The sequence below is a fragment of the Rhizobium sp. 10N427 genome (genome assembly GCF_056394605.1).
The window spans coordinates 183,553-198,395 of record NZ_JBFTID010000009.1 but is presented as its reverse complement, the minus strand read 5'-3'; the positions used below and the strand labels follow the sequence as shown (position 1 = coordinate 198,395).

13 protein-coding genes are annotated in these 14,843 nt (G+C 60.9%); 4 read left to right on the top strand and 9 right to left on the bottom strand.

Translation table 11 applies throughout. The features are described from left to right. Window position 1 precedes the first annotated feature (1 nt). Complete coding sequence (gene ppx, locus AC1DIJ_RS20120) at window positions 2-1,525, top strand: exopolyphosphatase (RefSeq protein ID WP_112389569.1); 1,524 nt, start codon at window positions 2-4, stop codon at window positions 1,523-1,525. 12 nt (window positions 1,526-1,537) lie between these two features. On the opposite strand, the gene AC1DIJ_RS20115 is transcribed toward ppx, so the two are convergent. From AC1DIJ_RS20115 to AC1DIJ_RS20105, 3 genes are all read right to left on the bottom strand, one after another. Next, window positions 1,538-2,212, bottom strand: a complete 675-nt coding sequence (locus AC1DIJ_RS20115) for a glutathione S-transferase N-terminal domain-containing protein (protein ID WP_112389570.1) — start codon at window positions 2,210-2,212, stop codon at window positions 1,538-1,540. 134 nt (window positions 2,213-2,346) lie between these two features. Then, the gene (locus AC1DIJ_RS20110; protein WP_112389571.1) at window positions 2,347-3,273 is read right to left on the bottom strand and encodes a LysR family transcriptional regulator; all 927 of its coding nucleotides are present in this window, start codon (window positions 3,271-3,273) and stop codon (window positions 2,347-2,349) included. A 136-nt stretch (window positions 3,274-3,409) separates the two neighbouring features. Then, entirely contained in the window at window positions 3,410-3,973 is a 564-nt protein-coding gene (locus tag AC1DIJ_RS20105; RefSeq protein ID WP_112389572.1) for a DUF308 domain-containing protein, read from the bottom strand. 123 nt (window positions 3,974-4,096) lie between these two features. On the opposite strand from AC1DIJ_RS20105, the gene AC1DIJ_RS20100 reads away from it, so the two are divergent. Both AC1DIJ_RS20100 and AC1DIJ_RS20095 read left to right on the top strand, forming a co-directional pair. Further along, window positions 4,097-4,675, top strand: coding sequence for a TetR/AcrR family transcriptional regulator (locus AC1DIJ_RS20100; protein ID WP_112389573.1), 579 nt, complete (start codon window positions 4,097-4,099; stop codon window positions 4,673-4,675). Window positions 4,676-4,774: 99 nt separating this feature from the next. Next, window positions 4,775-5,653 carry an aldo/keto reductase family oxidoreductase gene (locus tag AC1DIJ_RS20095; protein WP_112389574.1) on the top strand — a complete coding sequence of 293 codons (879 nt, stop codon included), beginning with the start codon at window positions 4,775-4,777 and terminating at the stop codon, window positions 5,651-5,653. A 59-nt stretch (window positions 5,654-5,712) separates the two neighbouring features. On the opposite strand, the gene AC1DIJ_RS20090 is transcribed toward AC1DIJ_RS20095, so the two are convergent. From AC1DIJ_RS20090 to AC1DIJ_RS20070, 5 genes are all read right to left on the bottom strand, one after another. Further along, entirely contained in the window at window positions 5,713-7,071 is a 1,359-nt protein-coding gene (locus tag AC1DIJ_RS20090; protein WP_112389575.1) for an esterase-like activity of phytase family protein, read from the bottom strand. Between the two features lie 45 nt (window positions 7,072-7,116). After that, window positions 7,117-8,190 carry an adenylate/guanylate cyclase domain-containing protein gene (locus tag AC1DIJ_RS20085; protein ID WP_112389576.1) on the bottom strand — a complete coding sequence of 358 codons (1,074 nt, stop codon included), beginning with the start codon at window positions 8,188-8,190 and terminating at the stop codon, window positions 7,117-7,119. A gap of 78 nt (window positions 8,191-8,268) precedes the next feature. Continuing rightward, window positions 8,269-9,414 carry a ribonuclease D gene (gene rnd, locus AC1DIJ_RS20080; RefSeq protein WP_112389577.1) on the bottom strand — a complete coding sequence of 382 codons (1,146 nt, stop codon included), beginning with the start codon at window positions 9,412-9,414 and terminating at the stop codon, window positions 8,269-8,271. Window positions 9,415-9,513: 99 nt separating this feature from the next. Then, window positions 9,514-9,639: a hypothetical protein gene (locus AC1DIJ_RS20075; protein WP_310298238.1), complete on the bottom strand. Its 126-nt coding sequence runs from the start codon at window positions 9,637-9,639 to the stop codon at window positions 9,514-9,516. 286 nt (window positions 9,640-9,925) lie between these two features. Continuing rightward, window positions 9,926-11,317, bottom strand: coding sequence for a multicopper oxidase family protein (locus tag AC1DIJ_RS20070; RefSeq protein WP_112389579.1), 1,392 nt, complete (start codon window positions 11,315-11,317; stop codon window positions 9,926-9,928). Between the two features lie 242 nt (window positions 11,318-11,559). Here AC1DIJ_RS20070 and aspS point away from each other — a divergent pair, with 242 nt between their 5' ends. Then, window positions 11,560-13,350, top strand: coding sequence for an aspartate--tRNA ligase (gene aspS / locus AC1DIJ_RS20065; protein WP_112389580.1), 1,791 nt, complete (start codon window positions 11,560-11,562; stop codon window positions 13,348-13,350). 138 nt (window positions 13,351-13,488) lie between these two features. Here the strand turns inward: aspS and AC1DIJ_RS20060 are convergent, their stop codons facing one another. Then, window positions 13,489-14,676, bottom strand: coding sequence for a hypothetical protein (locus AC1DIJ_RS20060; protein WP_477831526.1), 1,188 nt, complete (start codon window positions 14,674-14,676; stop codon window positions 13,489-13,491). Between the last annotated feature and the right edge of the window lie 167 nt (window positions 14,677-14,843).

Here is a 14,843-nt window from a genome sequence, read left to right as displayed (position 1 = left end):
CATGGTTGAATCAGAAGCCCAGGGGCGCCTTCCAGGGATTGCCCCGGTCTCCGTCGTTGATATCGGATCGAACTCGATCCGTGTGGTCATCTATGAAGGCATGTCGCGCTCACCGGCGATCCTTTTCAACGAAAAGGTTCTTTGCGGCCTCGGCAAGGGCATCGCGCTGACCGGCAAGATGGACGAGGCCAGCGTCGAACGCGCGCTCACCGCGCTCCATCGCTTCAAGGCACTCTCCGATCAGGCCCGCGCCGCCACCATGTATGTGCTGGCGACAGCCGCCGCCCGCGAGGCATCGAACGGCCCGGATTTCATCCACAAGGCCGAGACCATCCTGAAGCGCAAGGTGCGCGTGCTCTCGGGCGAGGAGGAGGCGAAGTTCTCCGCACTCGGCATCGTCAGCGGCTTCTTCCATCCTGACGGCATCGCCGGCGACCTCGGCGGCGGTTCGCTGGAACTCATCGATATCAGGGAACGCGAGATCGGCACCGGCATCACGCTTCCGCTCGGCGGCCTGCGCCTGTCGGAATATGCCGGCGGCTCGCTCGACAAGGCCCGCAGCTTTGCGCGCAAGCATGTGCGCAGCGCCGCAAAGATCCTGGGGCAGGGGAATGGCCGCACCTTCTACGCCGTTGGCGGCACCTGGCGAAACATCGCCAAGCTGCACATGGAACTGACTCAGTATCCGCTGCACATGATGCAGGGATACGAAGTCACGCTCGACGGTATGATGCAGTTCCTCGATCAGGTCGAAATCGCCAGGGACAGCAAGGACCCGGCCTTCCAGGCCGTTTCCAAGCATCGCCGCGCGCTGCTTCCCTTCGGTGCCGTCGCCATGAAGGAAGTGCTGAGCGCCATGAAGCCCTCGATCATCTCCTTCTCGGCGCAGGGCGTGCGCGAAGGCTATCTCTATTCGCTGTTGTCGGAAGGCGAACGCCGCGCCGACCCGCTGCTGGCCGCTGCCGGCGAACTGGCGATCCTGCGTGCCCGCTCGCCGGAACATGCCCGCGAGCTTGCCGAATGGACTGGGCGGATGATCCCGTCCTTCGGGATTTCGGAGACGGAGGAAGAGGGGCGCTACCGCCAGGCCGCCTGTCTGCTCGCCGATATAAGCTGGCGCGCCCATCCCGATTACCGCGGCCTTCAGGCGCTGAACCTGATCGCCCATTCCTCCTTTGTCGGTATCAGCCATCCGGGCCGAGCCTTCATCGCGCTCACCAACTACTACCGCTTCGAAGGCTTGCATGACGATGGCTCGACCGCGCCGCTGGCAAAGATCGCCGGTCCGCAATTCGTCGAGCGTGCCAAACTGCTCGGCGGCCTGCTCAGGGTCGTCTATCTGTTCTCGGCATCGATGCCCGGCGTCGTAAAGAACCTGCATTTCCGCAAGTCTTCACAGCCGGATGTCGATATCGAGCTGGTCGTCCCGCACGATTATCACGACTTCACCGGCGAACGCCTCGAAGGCCGCCTGCAGCAGCTGTCGAAGCTGACCAACAAGCGGCTGGCTTTCGTTTTCGAGTAGGCGCCCGGACGGCTACGCCGCGTTCTGCGGGAAGAGGGCGCGGCGCGTTTCCTCATCCAGCGTATGCTTGAAACTATGGTCCTCTTTCATCGCCAGCGCCCGCTGCACGGCGGGCCGCTCCGACATGCGCTGCATGAACCGCGCGACGTGCGGATAGTCTTCAAGCCCTCTCTCGCCGAACACGTAACCGGCCGAAGCGGCCCAGCCCCAGAGGGCCATGTCGGCGATCGTGTATTCGTCGCCAGCGAGCCAAGGCGATTGCGAAAGTCTGGCATCGAAGACGCGGTAGTGCCGCTCCAGCTCCTTGACGTATCGGTTCTTCGCATAGGGCAGATCTTCCGGCGCGTAGTGCAGGAAGTGGATCGCCTGTCCCGAGAAGGGCGAGAGTCCGGTCGCCACCAGCTGCAGCCACGACAGCATCGCTGCCTTGCCGCCGATCCCGGCCGGAATGAAGCGCCCATGCTTTTCCGCGAGATACAGCAGGATGGCATGCGAATCGAAGACCGTGACCCCGTCGTCGACGAGAGCGGGAACCTTGGCATTGGGATTGATCTTCAGAAATGCCGGCGCGTGCTGCTCGCCCTTGAAGATATCGACCGGGCGGACGGTAAAGGCAAGGTTCAGCTCTTGCAGCAGAACCGCGACCTTCATCGAGTTCGGTGTCGCATGGAAATAGAAATCAAGCATCGGAAATCCTCATAAGCGCTGATCGCAACCTTCGACGATGGAAGGTTCAGGCTGAAGATGCCGATGCCCGGGACGCCTTACCAATCAATCCGGTGGATCGCACCTAGCGCCGGGATCGATGCCTATCCGGATAGTCACGTGCCGCCTTTCCGCGAGACGCTCATCACCATCTTGCGCAGCCACATATGGGCGGGATCGGCGCGCATCTTCGGATGCCAGAAAACATTCATGCTGAAGGGAGAAAGCGCGACCGGCGGCTCGAACAGGTCGAGCGATTGCGTGAAGCGCTGGAGGAACCGCAGCGGCAATGTGCAGATGCAATCGGTGCTGGCGAGCACGAGAGGCGCCATTGCGTAACTCTGAACCGATACCGAAACCTGGCGCTCCCGGCCGATTTCCGCCAGTGCGTTATCGATCATTCCGGTGAAATGGCCGCCAGTCGTCGAGATCAGCAGGTGATCGAGGCGGCAGAACTCGTCGAGACCAAGCTCGCCCGTGCCGCGCGGATGACCGCGCCGCTGGGCGGTCATGAACTTCTCTTCGAACAATGTGCTTGATATCAGCTCGTTGGAGCCATCCTCTGCGGCCCCGACGAACAGGTCGATCTCGCCCTGTTCCAGCAGCCGGGCAATCCTCGACGTGTCGGGCAGGGTGAAGGCGATCTTCAATTCGGGCGCGTGCGCTTTGATCAGCGGAATGAGGTCGGGCGCCAGGATTGCCGCCGGATTGTCGGTTGCGGCGATCCGGAAGACGCGCTTGCTCGTCAGGGGATCGAAGAGGTGGGCGGTGTTGACGAAGTCCTCGAAGCGCTCCAGCAGCCGCGCCAGCTCCGGCTGAAGGGCGATCGCGTGCGGCGTCGGGGTCATGCCGCGGCCGGAAATAGACGGAATGAACAGCGGATCGTTCAGCAGGTGCCGCAAGCGGGTCAATCGTGCCGAGAGCGCCGATTGGCTGATATTCAGCCGGACCGCCGCATGGGTGACGTTCGGCTCCTTGAGAAGCGCATCGAGCGTCATCAGCAGTCCGGAATCGAAATCTGAAATTCGCTGGCCCAATCGCATGCTCCCTGATCACGGTCACCGCCGTTTCAATATAGGAGCGAAACACGTTGTCATAGGTGGATTGCCATCGGCGTCGCGGAAGGCGCTTCGGCCGGTATCAGGAGACCGGCCGAGACTGTTGTTTCCAGCGAGGATTTCAGGCCTTCACGCTAGAAGTGCGATAGGCCGCAATGGTCAGCCAGATCGCTGACACGAGGAAGTAGAATGCGCCGAAACTTGCATAAGGCGCGATGTCCAGGATGCCAGGCATCTGAGTGCCGAGGGACTGACTGATCATGAAGCCGCCGGCCAGCGTCGATTGCGCACCACTCAGCACCATCGCCCATTGCGCGCCGTACGAGCGCCAGCGGCGTACGCCGGTATAGAGCTGCAGCAGCCCCGACAGGATCGCCCAGATGCCGAAGGCTGCGAGAACTGCGTGATTGTCCTTCATCACCGCGAGAATGACCACGATTGTCATGACGGTGCTGGCGGCGACGTTGAGGCTTTGGGACGGGTTTACCTTGAGGCCGCCATTGGCTCTGGCATCGACCAGATTGGCAGCGGCATCCCAGGCCGGATACATGACGAGCAGGATAGCCGCGATGGCAGGATGCGCACCAAGGGCAACGGCTGCGGCCACCCAGGCAATCGAGAATATTGCGCGGGCGAAATAGTAAGACCGCAGCCAGTTGGTCTGCGATGAGGATTGAACTTGCATGTCAGGCTCCTTATTTTTACGTCTACCAACTAGTAGGTAGTTAAATTTAGGGAGTCAATGCTTTTGATGTTTTTCTCGCAAAAGGCAGGCGGCTTGACATTTTTGCCTACCAAAAGGTAGGTGATGCTCATGGAGCAATCGACCTCAGAAAAAATCCTCGATATCGCGCAATCCCGCATTATCGCCGGCGGCTATAATGGCTTCAGCTATGCGGATATTTCGGATGCGATCGGTATTCGTAAGGCGAGCATCCATCACCACTTCCCGACAAAGGCCGAACTCGTTTCCGCCCTTGTCGGCCGCTATACGGGTCAGGTGAAGTCCGGCCTCGGAGGAGTGCTCGAGCAGATACCGCAGCCTGCGGCACAGTTGGATGCCTATGTCGGCCATTGGCAGAAATGCATCGCTGATGCCTCGCTGCCATTCTGCATGTGCGCCATGCTGGCAAGCGAGATCCAGATGCTGCCTCCTGATGTCGCATCGCTGGTTCGCGGCCATTTCGAGTATCTCGCCAGATGGCTGGAGACGGTTTTCGACGCCGGGGCCAGGCACAATGTCTTTCGCCTCAACGCTTCGCCGGAAGCCCATGCACAGATATTCATGGCTTCGGTTCATGGGGCCATGCTCTCCGCCCGTGCCCTGGACAAGCCTGAACTCTTTGCCGCGGTTATCGGCCCGCAGGTCGCCGCACTGAAAGCATAATTCATTGTCCGGAAATCCGGACAGCCCGTTCGGATTGTCTGCGGTTATCGCTTCGGCCCGCTTGCCCTATCTCTCGTGTTATTCAAACGGAGATAGACCATGTCCAATCTTGAAAAGTCCGGCACATACGCTCTCGGCCACCGCAAGGTGAAGCGGCTCGGCTACGGCGCCATGCAGCTCGCAGGCAAGGGCGTTTTCGGCCCGCCGAAGGATCGCGCCGAGGCGGTTGCCGTGTTGCGCGAGGCAATCGAAAGCGGCGTCGATCACATCGATACCAGCGATTTCTATGGCCCCCACGTCACCAACCAGATCATCAAGGAAGCCCTGCATCCATATCGGGACGATCTCGTCATCGTCACCAAGATCGGCGCAACGCGTGGCGCCGATGCCTCTTGGAACCCGGCCTTCTCGAAAGAAGCGCTGACGCAGGCGATCCATGACAACCTGAAGAACCTTGGTTGCGATGTCATCGAAGTGGTCAACCTTCGTGCGATGTTCGACGTTCACGGTCCGGCGGAAGGCTCGCTGGAGGAACCGCTGACGGTACTGGCCGATCTACAGCGCCAAGGCCTCGTCAAGCATGTCGGGCTTTCCAACGTGACCGCCAGGCAGATTGCCGACGGCCGGAAGATCACCGAGATCGTCTGCGTTCAGAACCAGTATAATCTCGCCCATCGTGAAGACGATGCACTGATCGCGCAGCTGGCCGCGGAGGGCACAGCCTATGTGCCGTTCTTCCCGCTCGGCGGCTTCTCGCCGCTGCAGTCTTCGACGCTTTCGGAGGTCGCCGGTGAACTCGGCGCAACGCCATTGCAGGTGGCGCTCGCGTGGCTGCTACAGCGATCGCCGAACATCCTGCTGATCCCCGGCACATCGTCGCGCGGCCATCTCCGCGAAAACCTTGCGGTCGCCGATATCGTTCTGCCCGCCGAGGCTGTTACGAAGCTCGACGGCATCGGAGCTGCCAAGGGCGTATAATCTATAAATAAGGGCGCCCGGCTTTCACCAGGCGCCCTCGTTGCATCCGGAAAACCGAATTACTTCGCGTTCAGGAACTCGCCCACCTCGAGCAGGCTGAATTCGTTGTTGTCAGCCTTGTCGACGGCGCGGCCGGCCGAGAAGGGCAGGTTGTTGTCGTTGCCGATGATGATGTGGGTGGCATCGACGCGATCGACATTCTCGATCGTCACGAACGGCATGTCGTAGACGCCGTCCTTGCTGCCGGCCTTCTTCTTGTTGTCGGGGTCCTTGATATTGAGCAGATCGATATAGCCGATCTTGCGAACCGCCTTGCCAACATTGGCGTCGTTGAACTCGATCTTGTAAACGCGCTTCAGCTCTGCAGGAGCCTCGAAGCAATCCGGCTTCGGCTGCTTCGGATCGGCGCAGGCCTTGTCCTTGGTGCCGGCGCCATTGTCGCGCTCGATGACCAGAGCGGTCGTCTCGTCCAGCATGTTGAAGTCGCCGATCGATGCGCCCTTGTCTTCGAACGGGTAGAACCAGCTGCGGCCGGTCCACTTCTTCGAGGCGACGTCGAATTCGATGACGCGGATCGCAGTATGGCCATCGACCGTTTCCATCTTGCCGTCGTCCTGGAAGAGCGCGCCTTCGAGCAGACCGTAGAGCTTGGCTCCATCCTTCGACATCGCAAGTCCCTCGAAGCCGCCGGAGCGCTTCAGGTTGAAGACCGGGTTCTTGCCGACGGGCGTGCCCGGCAGCTGGATCAGCGCGTTGTCAGGCGAGATCACCGGCTTGCCATCGACAACAGTCGGGATGACCTCCGTCAGTGCGCCCTTCGCGTCGAATTTCAGCAGATAGGGACCGAACTCGTCGCCAACCCAAAAGCCGTCGGCAACCGGCTGCACGGATTCGATGTCGAAGTCGGCGCCGGTCAGATAACGGGTGTCCGAGCCTTCCATGACGATCGGGAAGGGGGCGATCTTGTTCGGGTCGGAGAGGAAGAGGTTCTTGACGACTTCGGCCTTGTTGGAGGCCCAGTCGAACTTCATCTGATGTAGGAAAAGCATCGAGTCGGACGAGGTGAACTTGGAGCCGAAGCCGTTGTCGGACAGCGTCCAGAAGGTGCCGTCGGCCATCGTCTTGATACCGGAGAAGCCCTGGATCGGCTGGCCGTCGAACGGCAGCTTGAGGTCGGTGACGCGGGCGCCATCCTTGCCCGGAACGGTGCCGAGCGCTTCGGTGCGCTTGCGGTCAACAGTCGTGAACTTGCCGGAATGCTTCAGGAATTCAGGTGCATCGGCAGGAGCGGGTGTCATCGTGTTGGCAGGCAGGATCGCCTGGCCTGCGAGCGTGGCGGTAAATTCCTGCTGGTCGGCCGAAGCGGACGTGGCGATCAGAAGCAATAGGGAAACGGAAGCAAAAAGAGCTTTCTTCATGGAGACCCCCAAAAAATGAAGTGGCGGTCTCGATTAGCAGCCGATCTATGTCGCCGCGTTGACTGTTGAGTGAAGCTTTGGTGACTGCGCCGAAAGCGGGATGGCTTGCGCCAGCGCCATGACGCCGAGGCCTTGGCCGCGGCCCTTGAGCGCATGCACGCCGAGATCCTCGGCATTGACGAAATCCGGCAGCGTCATGCGGCCGGCGAGTTCGCTGGAGATGAGGATCGGCCGGTTCAGCGCCTTGCAGAGCGATTCAAGCCGCGACGTGGTGTTCACCGTGTCGCCGAAATAGGTGATCTTGTGATGATCGACGCCGATTTCGGCGGTGATGACGAAACCGCCATGCAGGGCGGCGCGCAGCCGCGGAACCTGCCCGTAGCGCTTCAGCCAGCCCTCCGCTTCGTCTTCGATAGCGTTCAGGATATCGAAGACGCAACGCACGCAGCGGCCGTTCTTCATGCCGCGGGCAAGCGGCCAGGTGATGATCGCGGCATCGCCGACATAATCGTCGATCGTGCCCCGGTTGCGCCGGACCGGCTCTGCAAAGGCGGCAAACAGCGAGTTCAGCATCTGCTGGGCGCGCAGGTCGCCGTGCTTCTCGGCAAAGGGTGTCGAATCCACCAGGTCGATGAACAGGAAAATGCGCTCTTCGCTCACGGGGTTGCGGTAGCGGCCGGTCAGCATCGCAAGAAAGACGTCGCGGCCGAGCAGTTCGCGGACGCGTACGACGAAGATCACCGCGGCGCAGACGACGAGCGCATACATGAAGACGTTGAACGGCAGGACGATCGCCTCGACCCAGGATGTCGACGGGATGGCGCCGATGCCGCGCAGGAAAAGCCCGGCAACGGCAAAGCCGAGGCTCATCAGGATTTCATAGATGAACAGCTGCGCCAGAAAATAGGTCAGCGTCGGCAGCCGCTGGATGCGGCGTGAAAGACCGCGAAGGATCGCCTTGCGCTCGAAGGCGAGGATCGGCATGCCGATGAACAGCGCGAAGGTTGCCCCGATGAACGGCCTGCTGTCGCCATAGAACAGCACGTCGTAGAGAACGCCGCTGCCGGCCATGACAATCGAAAGCAGAAGCCAGTTCTGTACCGGTGATATTTCTCGCATCAGCGCTATCGCCTTGATTTGCCGAATAGTGTCCGGCCATGTAGGCGGCCGGTCAAGGCATTTCAAAGGCAAGAACCCTCAGAGAGTGACCGTATCCACCTTCCGGCCGGCAAAACGGAGCGCGATTTCGCCCTTGATCAGCTGCAGCGCAGGCTCGCCGAACAGTTCGCGGCGCCAGCCGTGCAGGGCTGAAACTTCGGCCTTCTCGCCTTCGGCAGCGATCTTGTCGAGATCCTCGCTGTTGGCGATGACCTTTGGCGCGACGCCATGCTTTTCGGAGATCAGCTTCAGCAGGACCTTGAGCAGCTCGACGGCAGCTGCGGCGCCTTCCGGTGCCTGGGTGTGGCGCGGCACATGCGGCATGTCGGCCTTCGGCAGCGCCAGCGCCTCGTTGACGGCTTCGAGCACAGCGGTTCCGGAGGAGGAGCGCTCCCAACCCTTCGGGATGGTTCGCAGGCGCCCGAGTGCCTCGGTATCCTTTGGCTGCTGCTGCGCGATTTCGTAGATCGCATCGTCCTTCAATACGCGCGAGCGCGGCACATTGCGGGCGCGGGCCTCGCGCTCGCGCCAGGCGGCGACATATTTCAGGATCGCCAGTTCCTGCGGCTTGCGCAGGCGCATCTTGAGGCGCTGCCAGGCATCGTCAGGATGCATGTCGTAGGTTTCGCGCGCCTCGAGCACATCCATTTCTTCCGAAAGCCAGGAGGAGCGACCTTCGCGCTCCAGTTCGTCCTTCAGATAGAGATAGGCGTCGCGCAGATGCGTGACGTCGGCCAGCGCGTAATCGAGCTGCTTTTCGGAAAGCGGGCGGCGGCTCCAGTCGGTGAAGCGCGACGACTTGTCGATCTGCACACCCTTGGTGCGGCTGACGAGCTGGTCGTAGGAAACGCTGTCGCCGAAGCCGCAGACCATAGCGGCGACCTGCGTGTCGAAGATCGGATGCGGGATCAGCCCGCCGCGGTTGAAAATGATTTCGATGTCCTGCCGCGCGGCATGGAACACCTTCAGAACCGCCGTATTGGCCATCAGCTCGAAGAACGGTGTCAGATCGATGCCCTTGGCCAGCGGATCGACGATGACCTCGGTCGTCGGGCTCGCCATCTGGATCAGGCAGAGCTCCGGCCAGAAGGTCGTTTCACGCAGAAACTCGGTGTCGATCGTGATGAAGTCGGACTTGGCCAGCTCTTTGCAGGCGGCCGCCAATTCGGCGGTTGTTTCGATCATATCAATTCATTCACAAGGAAAAAGGACGTTTAACCTTCCTTCTCCTTTCGAAGTGATATGTCAATACGTTGAAGGCGCTGCTTGCCATACGGATGTGGGCTATTCGCCGGGATGAGGCTTCTCGTTGTGTTTGCGATCGCCTCTGGTCGCGAGGAACACGGTCAAGCCGAGCACAAGGCCACCTACCGGCACGATCAACATATTCAGAAATTGATCAATGGTCATGGCGAAAGGCCTTTCAGAGTTCTCCGTGCAAGGAAATGTAGTGCGCCGGAAGCTCCCAAGCAAATCACGACTACGAGGTTGCCTACGGATAGCAAACTGCTGGTGTTATTCAGACTAGCGATTGCGGGTGCAAATGAGCCAACGGCGAAAACCGCGATCGCAACGCCATTAATGTAAGTAGCGGTCAGTTTGGTCCGCTCATTGTGGACAAGGCTCATGGTGCAGACTGTTCCAATATGGATGTCACGCATTTTTATACAATCTAAGCGTTCATTACGCAATCACCTCAAACAACCCTGACGTAGCTCGTCATCCCCGTCTTCTGATGCTCGATGATATGGCAATGGAGCAGCCAGTCGCCCGGATTGTCGGCGACGAAGGCGAGTTGCACCTTTTCGTCGGGCTGGATCAGATAGGTGTCGGAGACGACGGGCATCACCTCCCGCGTCGAGGACGAGATCACCTTGAAGCTCATGCCGTGCAGATGGATCGGGTGCAGGTGAGGGGTGACGTTCTCAAGCTGGAAGATGTAGCTCTTGCCCAGCTTGAGTTCGGCAAGCGGCGCCGTCGGGTCCGGCGTGTCGCCGGGCCACGGAACCTTGTTGATCGCCCAGAAACTGTAGCCGAGCGTTCCGCAGATGCTGTCGACAGGCGCATTTTCGGCAGTGGCGCTGAGCAGCAGCGGGATCTTCTCGGCGGACGAGAGATCGGCCTCCGGAACGGGATTGGCAGCAAGCGCCCCAAGATCGCCTGCGTTCCGCTTCAGCGATTGCCCCGTGGCGCGCAGGCTCGCAAGCGTCTTCGGGTTTGTGCCGCGAATATCCTCGAGCGTGGCGATGCCACCTTCGCTGTCAGGCATGCGAACCGCGAGATCCAGACGCTGGCCGGGGCCGATCTGCAGCAGTTCGAGTGGGAAACGCTTCGGCACCGGGTTGCCGTCGATGGCGATCACGGTCGCTTCGGCGCCTTCCATTTTCAGCGAATAGATGCGGGTGACGTCAGTGACGGCGACGCGTAGGCGCACGAGACCGCCTGACGGCGCATCATATTGCGGCTCCTGGTGCCAGTTGGCGGTGCGCACCGTGCCGTAGGTGCCGGTCTTCGCCGCATCGCGCGGCCGGAACGGGGCAATGAACTGCCCGTCGCCGCCGAGCCGCCAGTCGCGCAGATTAAGCACCACTTCGGCGTCGAAGACCGGATCAGCCGGATCCTCAACGACGATGACACCGGTCATCCCGTGGCCCATCTGGGTCAGCGTGTTGCAATGCGGGTGATACCAGAAGGTCCCGGCATCCGGCGGCGTGAAATGATAATCGAAGCTGTCGTTGGTATAGACATAGGGCTGCGTCATGAACGGCACGCCGTCCATCCGGTTGTCGATCCGCAGACCGTGCCAGTGGATCGTCGTCGGCTCGTCGAGCGTGTTCGTCAGCTTCGCCGCATAGGGCTTGCCGCGTGCCATGCGCAGCACCGGCGGCATGCCCTGGTCGCCCCAGGTCATGATGTCCTTTGTCGGCCCGAACTCCGTCAGCGCCGCCTGCGTCTTCACCGCCTTCAGCACCTGCGGTTCGGGCGCTGCCTCGGCAAAACCGAATTTGCCGGCGACCCCGATCCCGACGCCATAGGCGCCTGCGACTGCGGAAGCTTTGAGAAGGTTACGGCGGGTGAGGAGAGGCATGGAACGCTCCGGCGGCAGGGATGCGCCATCTTTAAAGTTGACTGGCGGTTTCATCAATAAGCAACTGCCAGCCAAACTGCCGCAGCCGCCTCCGCAATAAACCGGCGTCTAACCGGCGCGAATGTCCGCCAAGCCTTGACAAATCAGACCGTCCATGCGCTTTTCCGCCCGATTTTCTTGTCGGCGCTTGAGGGTGGAATTTGCCCTTGCAGCCGTCTCAGCAGATACCGGGAATAGAGATTATGCATCGCTACCGCAGCCACACCTGTGCCGCCCTCCGCAAGTCGGACGTCGGCTCGACCGTCCGGATTTCCGGCTGGGTTCACCGCGTTCGTGACCATGGCGGCGTGCTCTTCATCGACCTTCGCGATCACTACGGCATCACCCAGGTCGTCGCCGATCCGGATAGCCCGGCCTTCAAGACCGCCGAAATCGTGCGTGGTGAGTGGGTCATCCGTATCGATGGTCTCGTGAAGGCCCGCACGGAAGATACCGTCAACAAGACCATGGCGACCGGCGAGATCGAACTCTACGCCCAGGAGATCGAAGTCCTGGCGATTGCCAAGGAACTGCCGCTCCCGGTCTTCGGCGAGCCTGATTATCCTGAAGACGTTCGCCTCAAGTACCGCTTCCTCGACCTGCGCCGCGACACGCTGCACAAGAACATAGTCAAGCGCACGCAGATTATCTCCGATATCCGCAACCGCATGGCATCGGCCGGCTTCGGCGAATACACGACGCCGATCCTGACGGCTTCGTCGCCGGAAGGCGCGCGCGACTTCCTCGTTCCGAGCCGCATCCATCCCGGCCAGTTCTTCGCCCTGCCGCAGGCGCCGCAGCAGTACAAGCAGCTGCTGATGGTCGCCGGTTTCGACCGCTACTTCCAGATCGCGCCGTGCTTCCGCGACGAAGATCCGCGTGCCGACCGTCTGCCGGGCGAATTCTACCAGCTCGACGTCGAAATGAGCTTCGTCACCCAGGAAGACGTCTGGGATACGATGGCTCCGATCGTCACCAACGTGTTCGAGCAGTTCGCCGAAGGCAAGCCGGTCACCAAGGAATGGCCGCGTATTCCTTACGACGTCGCGATCCGGAAATACGGCTCCGACAAGCCGGACCTGCGCAACCCGATCGAGATGCAGGCCGTCACCGAGCATTTCGACGGCTCCGGCTTCAAGGTTTTCGCCGGCATGATCGCCGCAAACCCGAAGGTCGAAGTCTGGGCGATCCCGGCCAAGACCGGCGGTTCGCGCGCATTCTGCGACCGCATGAATGCCTGGGCGCAGTCGTTGGGACAGCCGGGCCTCGGCTACATCTTCTGGAAGGAAGAGGACGGCAAGGTCGGCGGCTCCGGCCCGCTCGCCAAGAACATCGGCGAAGAGCGCACCGAGGCGCTCCGCGTTCAGCTCGGTCTTGAAGCAGGCGACGCCGCCTTCTTCGTCGCCGGCGAACCATCCAAGTTCTACAAGTTCGCAGGCGAAGCCCGCACCAAGGCCGGCGAAGACCTGAACCTCGTCGATCGCGACCGCTTCGAGCTGTGCTGGATCATCGACTTCCCGTTCTACGAATGGAGCGAGGAAGACAAGAAGGTCGACTTCGCGCATAACCCCTTCTCGATGCCGCAGGGCGGTCTCGAGGCGCTGCAGACCAAGGAGCCGCTGTCGCTCAAGGCCTACCAGTACGACGCTGTCTGCAACGGCTTCGAAATCGCTTCGGGCTCGATCCGTAACCAGTCGCCGGAGGCCATGGTCAAGGCTTTCGAACTGGTCGGCCTCAGCCAGACGGATGTCGAAGAGCGCTTCGGCGGCATGTACCGCGCGTTCCAGTACGGCGCGCCTCCGCATGGTGGCTGCGCATTCGGCATCGACCGTATCGTCATGCTGCTGCTCGGCGCCAAGAACCTCCGCGAGATCACGCTGTTCCCGATGAACCAGCAGGCCCAGGATCTGCTGATGAACGCGCCGTCGCCGGCAACGCCGAAGCAGCTCATGGAACTGTCGCTGCGCGTCATGCCGCAGCCGAAGAAGGACTGAGTCTAGTTCCTTCACTCATTTCAAAGAGCCGCCTTCGTCACGCGAAGGCGGCTCTTTCTTTTTGAGGTTCCGGCGGCAAAGACAAACCCGGCCGCTGAACGGCCGGGTTATCAGAATGCAGGTTGGAGATGCCTGATCTTACTGGTTCGCGTTGATCTTCACGCCGAGAACGTTGGGCAGCGTGTTCGGAGCGCCCATAGCGGCACCCATGATCGTCGGGAACGGCACGGCCTGCGCCGGTGCCGCGCTGACGACGAAGCTCTTCGGGTCGTCGAGATAGGTGTTCACGGCTGCGGAGATGGCGTTCTGCAGTTCGGGAACGTTGAGCTGTGCAACAGCCAGTGGTGCCATGGCCTTCAGCGCGTCGCCCATCTGTTTGCCGGTCATGTTCTGCTTGGAGCCCGCATAGTCGAGCGCACGCTTGGTGATCGAAGCGTCGTCGAAGCGGATTTCGGCGCTGTTGAAGGACAGCTGCTGCAGCAGGCCGAGCATGGCAAGGCCGAGGGCCTGCTGGGCTTCTTCCTTGTTCGGGTTGGCTTCGGAGGCCTTGGTGGCTTCTTGCAGTGACTTCATGAAGGCGGGCGTGTAGCCCGAAATCTTGAAGGCGAGGTTCAGGCGGCCGACATTGGTGACGTCGAAGGCGAACTCGGAAATGTCGATCGTGCCGGGAGCCAGATCCCAGGCGCCCTTCATGGTGATGTCGCCATTGACATGCTCGAGCGCGAGCTTCTCGATCGCTTCCTTTGACTGCGGGTCAGGAGCATTGCTGAGATCGGCCTTCATGCTCTTGAAGGCGCCGTCGAAATCGAAGCCGGACTCGTCTTCGCGAACCGTCAGGTTCATGTCGGTCTCGGCCAGCGAGAACACGTCCTTGCCGTCCTTGGTGACCTTGAACGGGCCGGTATGCGCCGTTTCATAGAGCAGCATGGAATCGATGCCGTCGCCCGTCGCATCAGCCGGGATCGAAATGCCGCCAAGCTTCATGTCGCTGGCGCTGACGGTCGCGCCGTCTTCCGTGACGTTGATGTCGGGGAAGGTGGCCTCTTCGATATAGTAGCCGCCGTCTTCGTCTTCTTCGACACCTGTCAGCGTAATGTCGCCGATCTTCAGCGCTTCGCCGGCGGCAGGCTTGAAGCCGGCATTCTTCAGCGTCACCGTCGTGTCGTTGACATCGACGCCATCGGCAACGATCGTGCCGCCCTGCGCGATATAGGCGGCGTTCAGCTTTTTCAGCAGATCCTGGCCGTCGAGGGCGAACGCGCTGGTGGCGAGTGACAGGAATGCTGCGCCGGAAAGCATAAGCCGGGTGGTCCGGTAAAATGTCATGACGAAATCCTCTGGTGGCGGTTGGGGCTAGTCTATTGCGAGGTCGAGGCGCGTTATATTTGTGCGAACTCTAAATTTTAGTTGATACGCAAAGCAAACGAAGTCCAAATGACGTGGCGATGCTTGATGGCCACATGATGTCATTCTGGCACGTCATCCACAGGCGC

Bases quoted from the DNA above. Each gene is read 5' to 3' on its own strand.
- ppx (WP_112389569.1), top strand. From the start codon at position 2: ATGGTTGAATCAGAAGCCCAGGGGCGCCTTCCAGGGATTGCCCCGGTC.
- AC1DIJ_RS20115 (WP_112389570.1), bottom strand. From the start codon at position 2,212: ATGCTTGATTTCTATTTCCATGCGACACCGAACTCGATGAAGGTCGCG.
- AC1DIJ_RS20110 (WP_112389571.1), bottom strand. From the start codon at position 3,273: ATGCGATTGGGCCAGCGAATTTCAGATTTCGATTCCGGACTGCTGATG.
- AC1DIJ_RS20105 (WP_112389572.1), bottom strand. From the start codon at position 3,973: ATGCAAGTTCAATCCTCATCGCAGACCAACTGGCTGCGGTCTTACTAT.
- AC1DIJ_RS20100 (WP_112389573.1), top strand. From the start codon at position 4,097: ATGCTCATGGAGCAATCGACCTCAGAAAAAATCCTCGATATCGCGCAA.
- AC1DIJ_RS20095 (WP_112389574.1), top strand. From the start codon at position 4,775: ATGTCCAATCTTGAAAAGTCCGGCACATACGCTCTCGGCCACCGCAAG.
- AC1DIJ_RS20090 (WP_112389575.1), bottom strand. From the start codon at position 7,071: ATGAAGAAAGCTCTTTTTGCTTCCGTTTCCCTATTGCTTCTGATCGCC.
- AC1DIJ_RS20085 (WP_112389576.1), bottom strand. From the start codon at position 8,190: ATGCGAGAAATATCACCGGTACAGAACTGGCTTCTGCTTTCGATTGTC.
- rnd (WP_112389577.1), bottom strand. From the start codon at position 9,414: ATGATCGAAACAACCGCCGAATTGGCGGCCGCCTGCAAAGAGCTGGCC.
- AC1DIJ_RS20075 (WP_310298238.1), bottom strand. From the start codon at position 9,639: ATGACCATTGATCAATTTCTGAATATGTTGATCGTGCCGGTAGGTGGC.
- AC1DIJ_RS20070 (WP_112389579.1), bottom strand. From the start codon at position 11,317: ATGCCTCTCCTCACCCGCCGTAACCTTCTCAAAGCTTCCGCAGTCGCA.
- aspS (WP_112389580.1), top strand. From the start codon at position 11,560: ATGCATCGCTACCGCAGCCACACCTGTGCCGCCCTCCGCAAGTCGGAC.
- AC1DIJ_RS20060 (WP_477831526.1), bottom strand. From the start codon at position 14,676: ATGACATTTTACCGGACCACCCGGCTTATGCTTTCCGGCGCAGCATTC.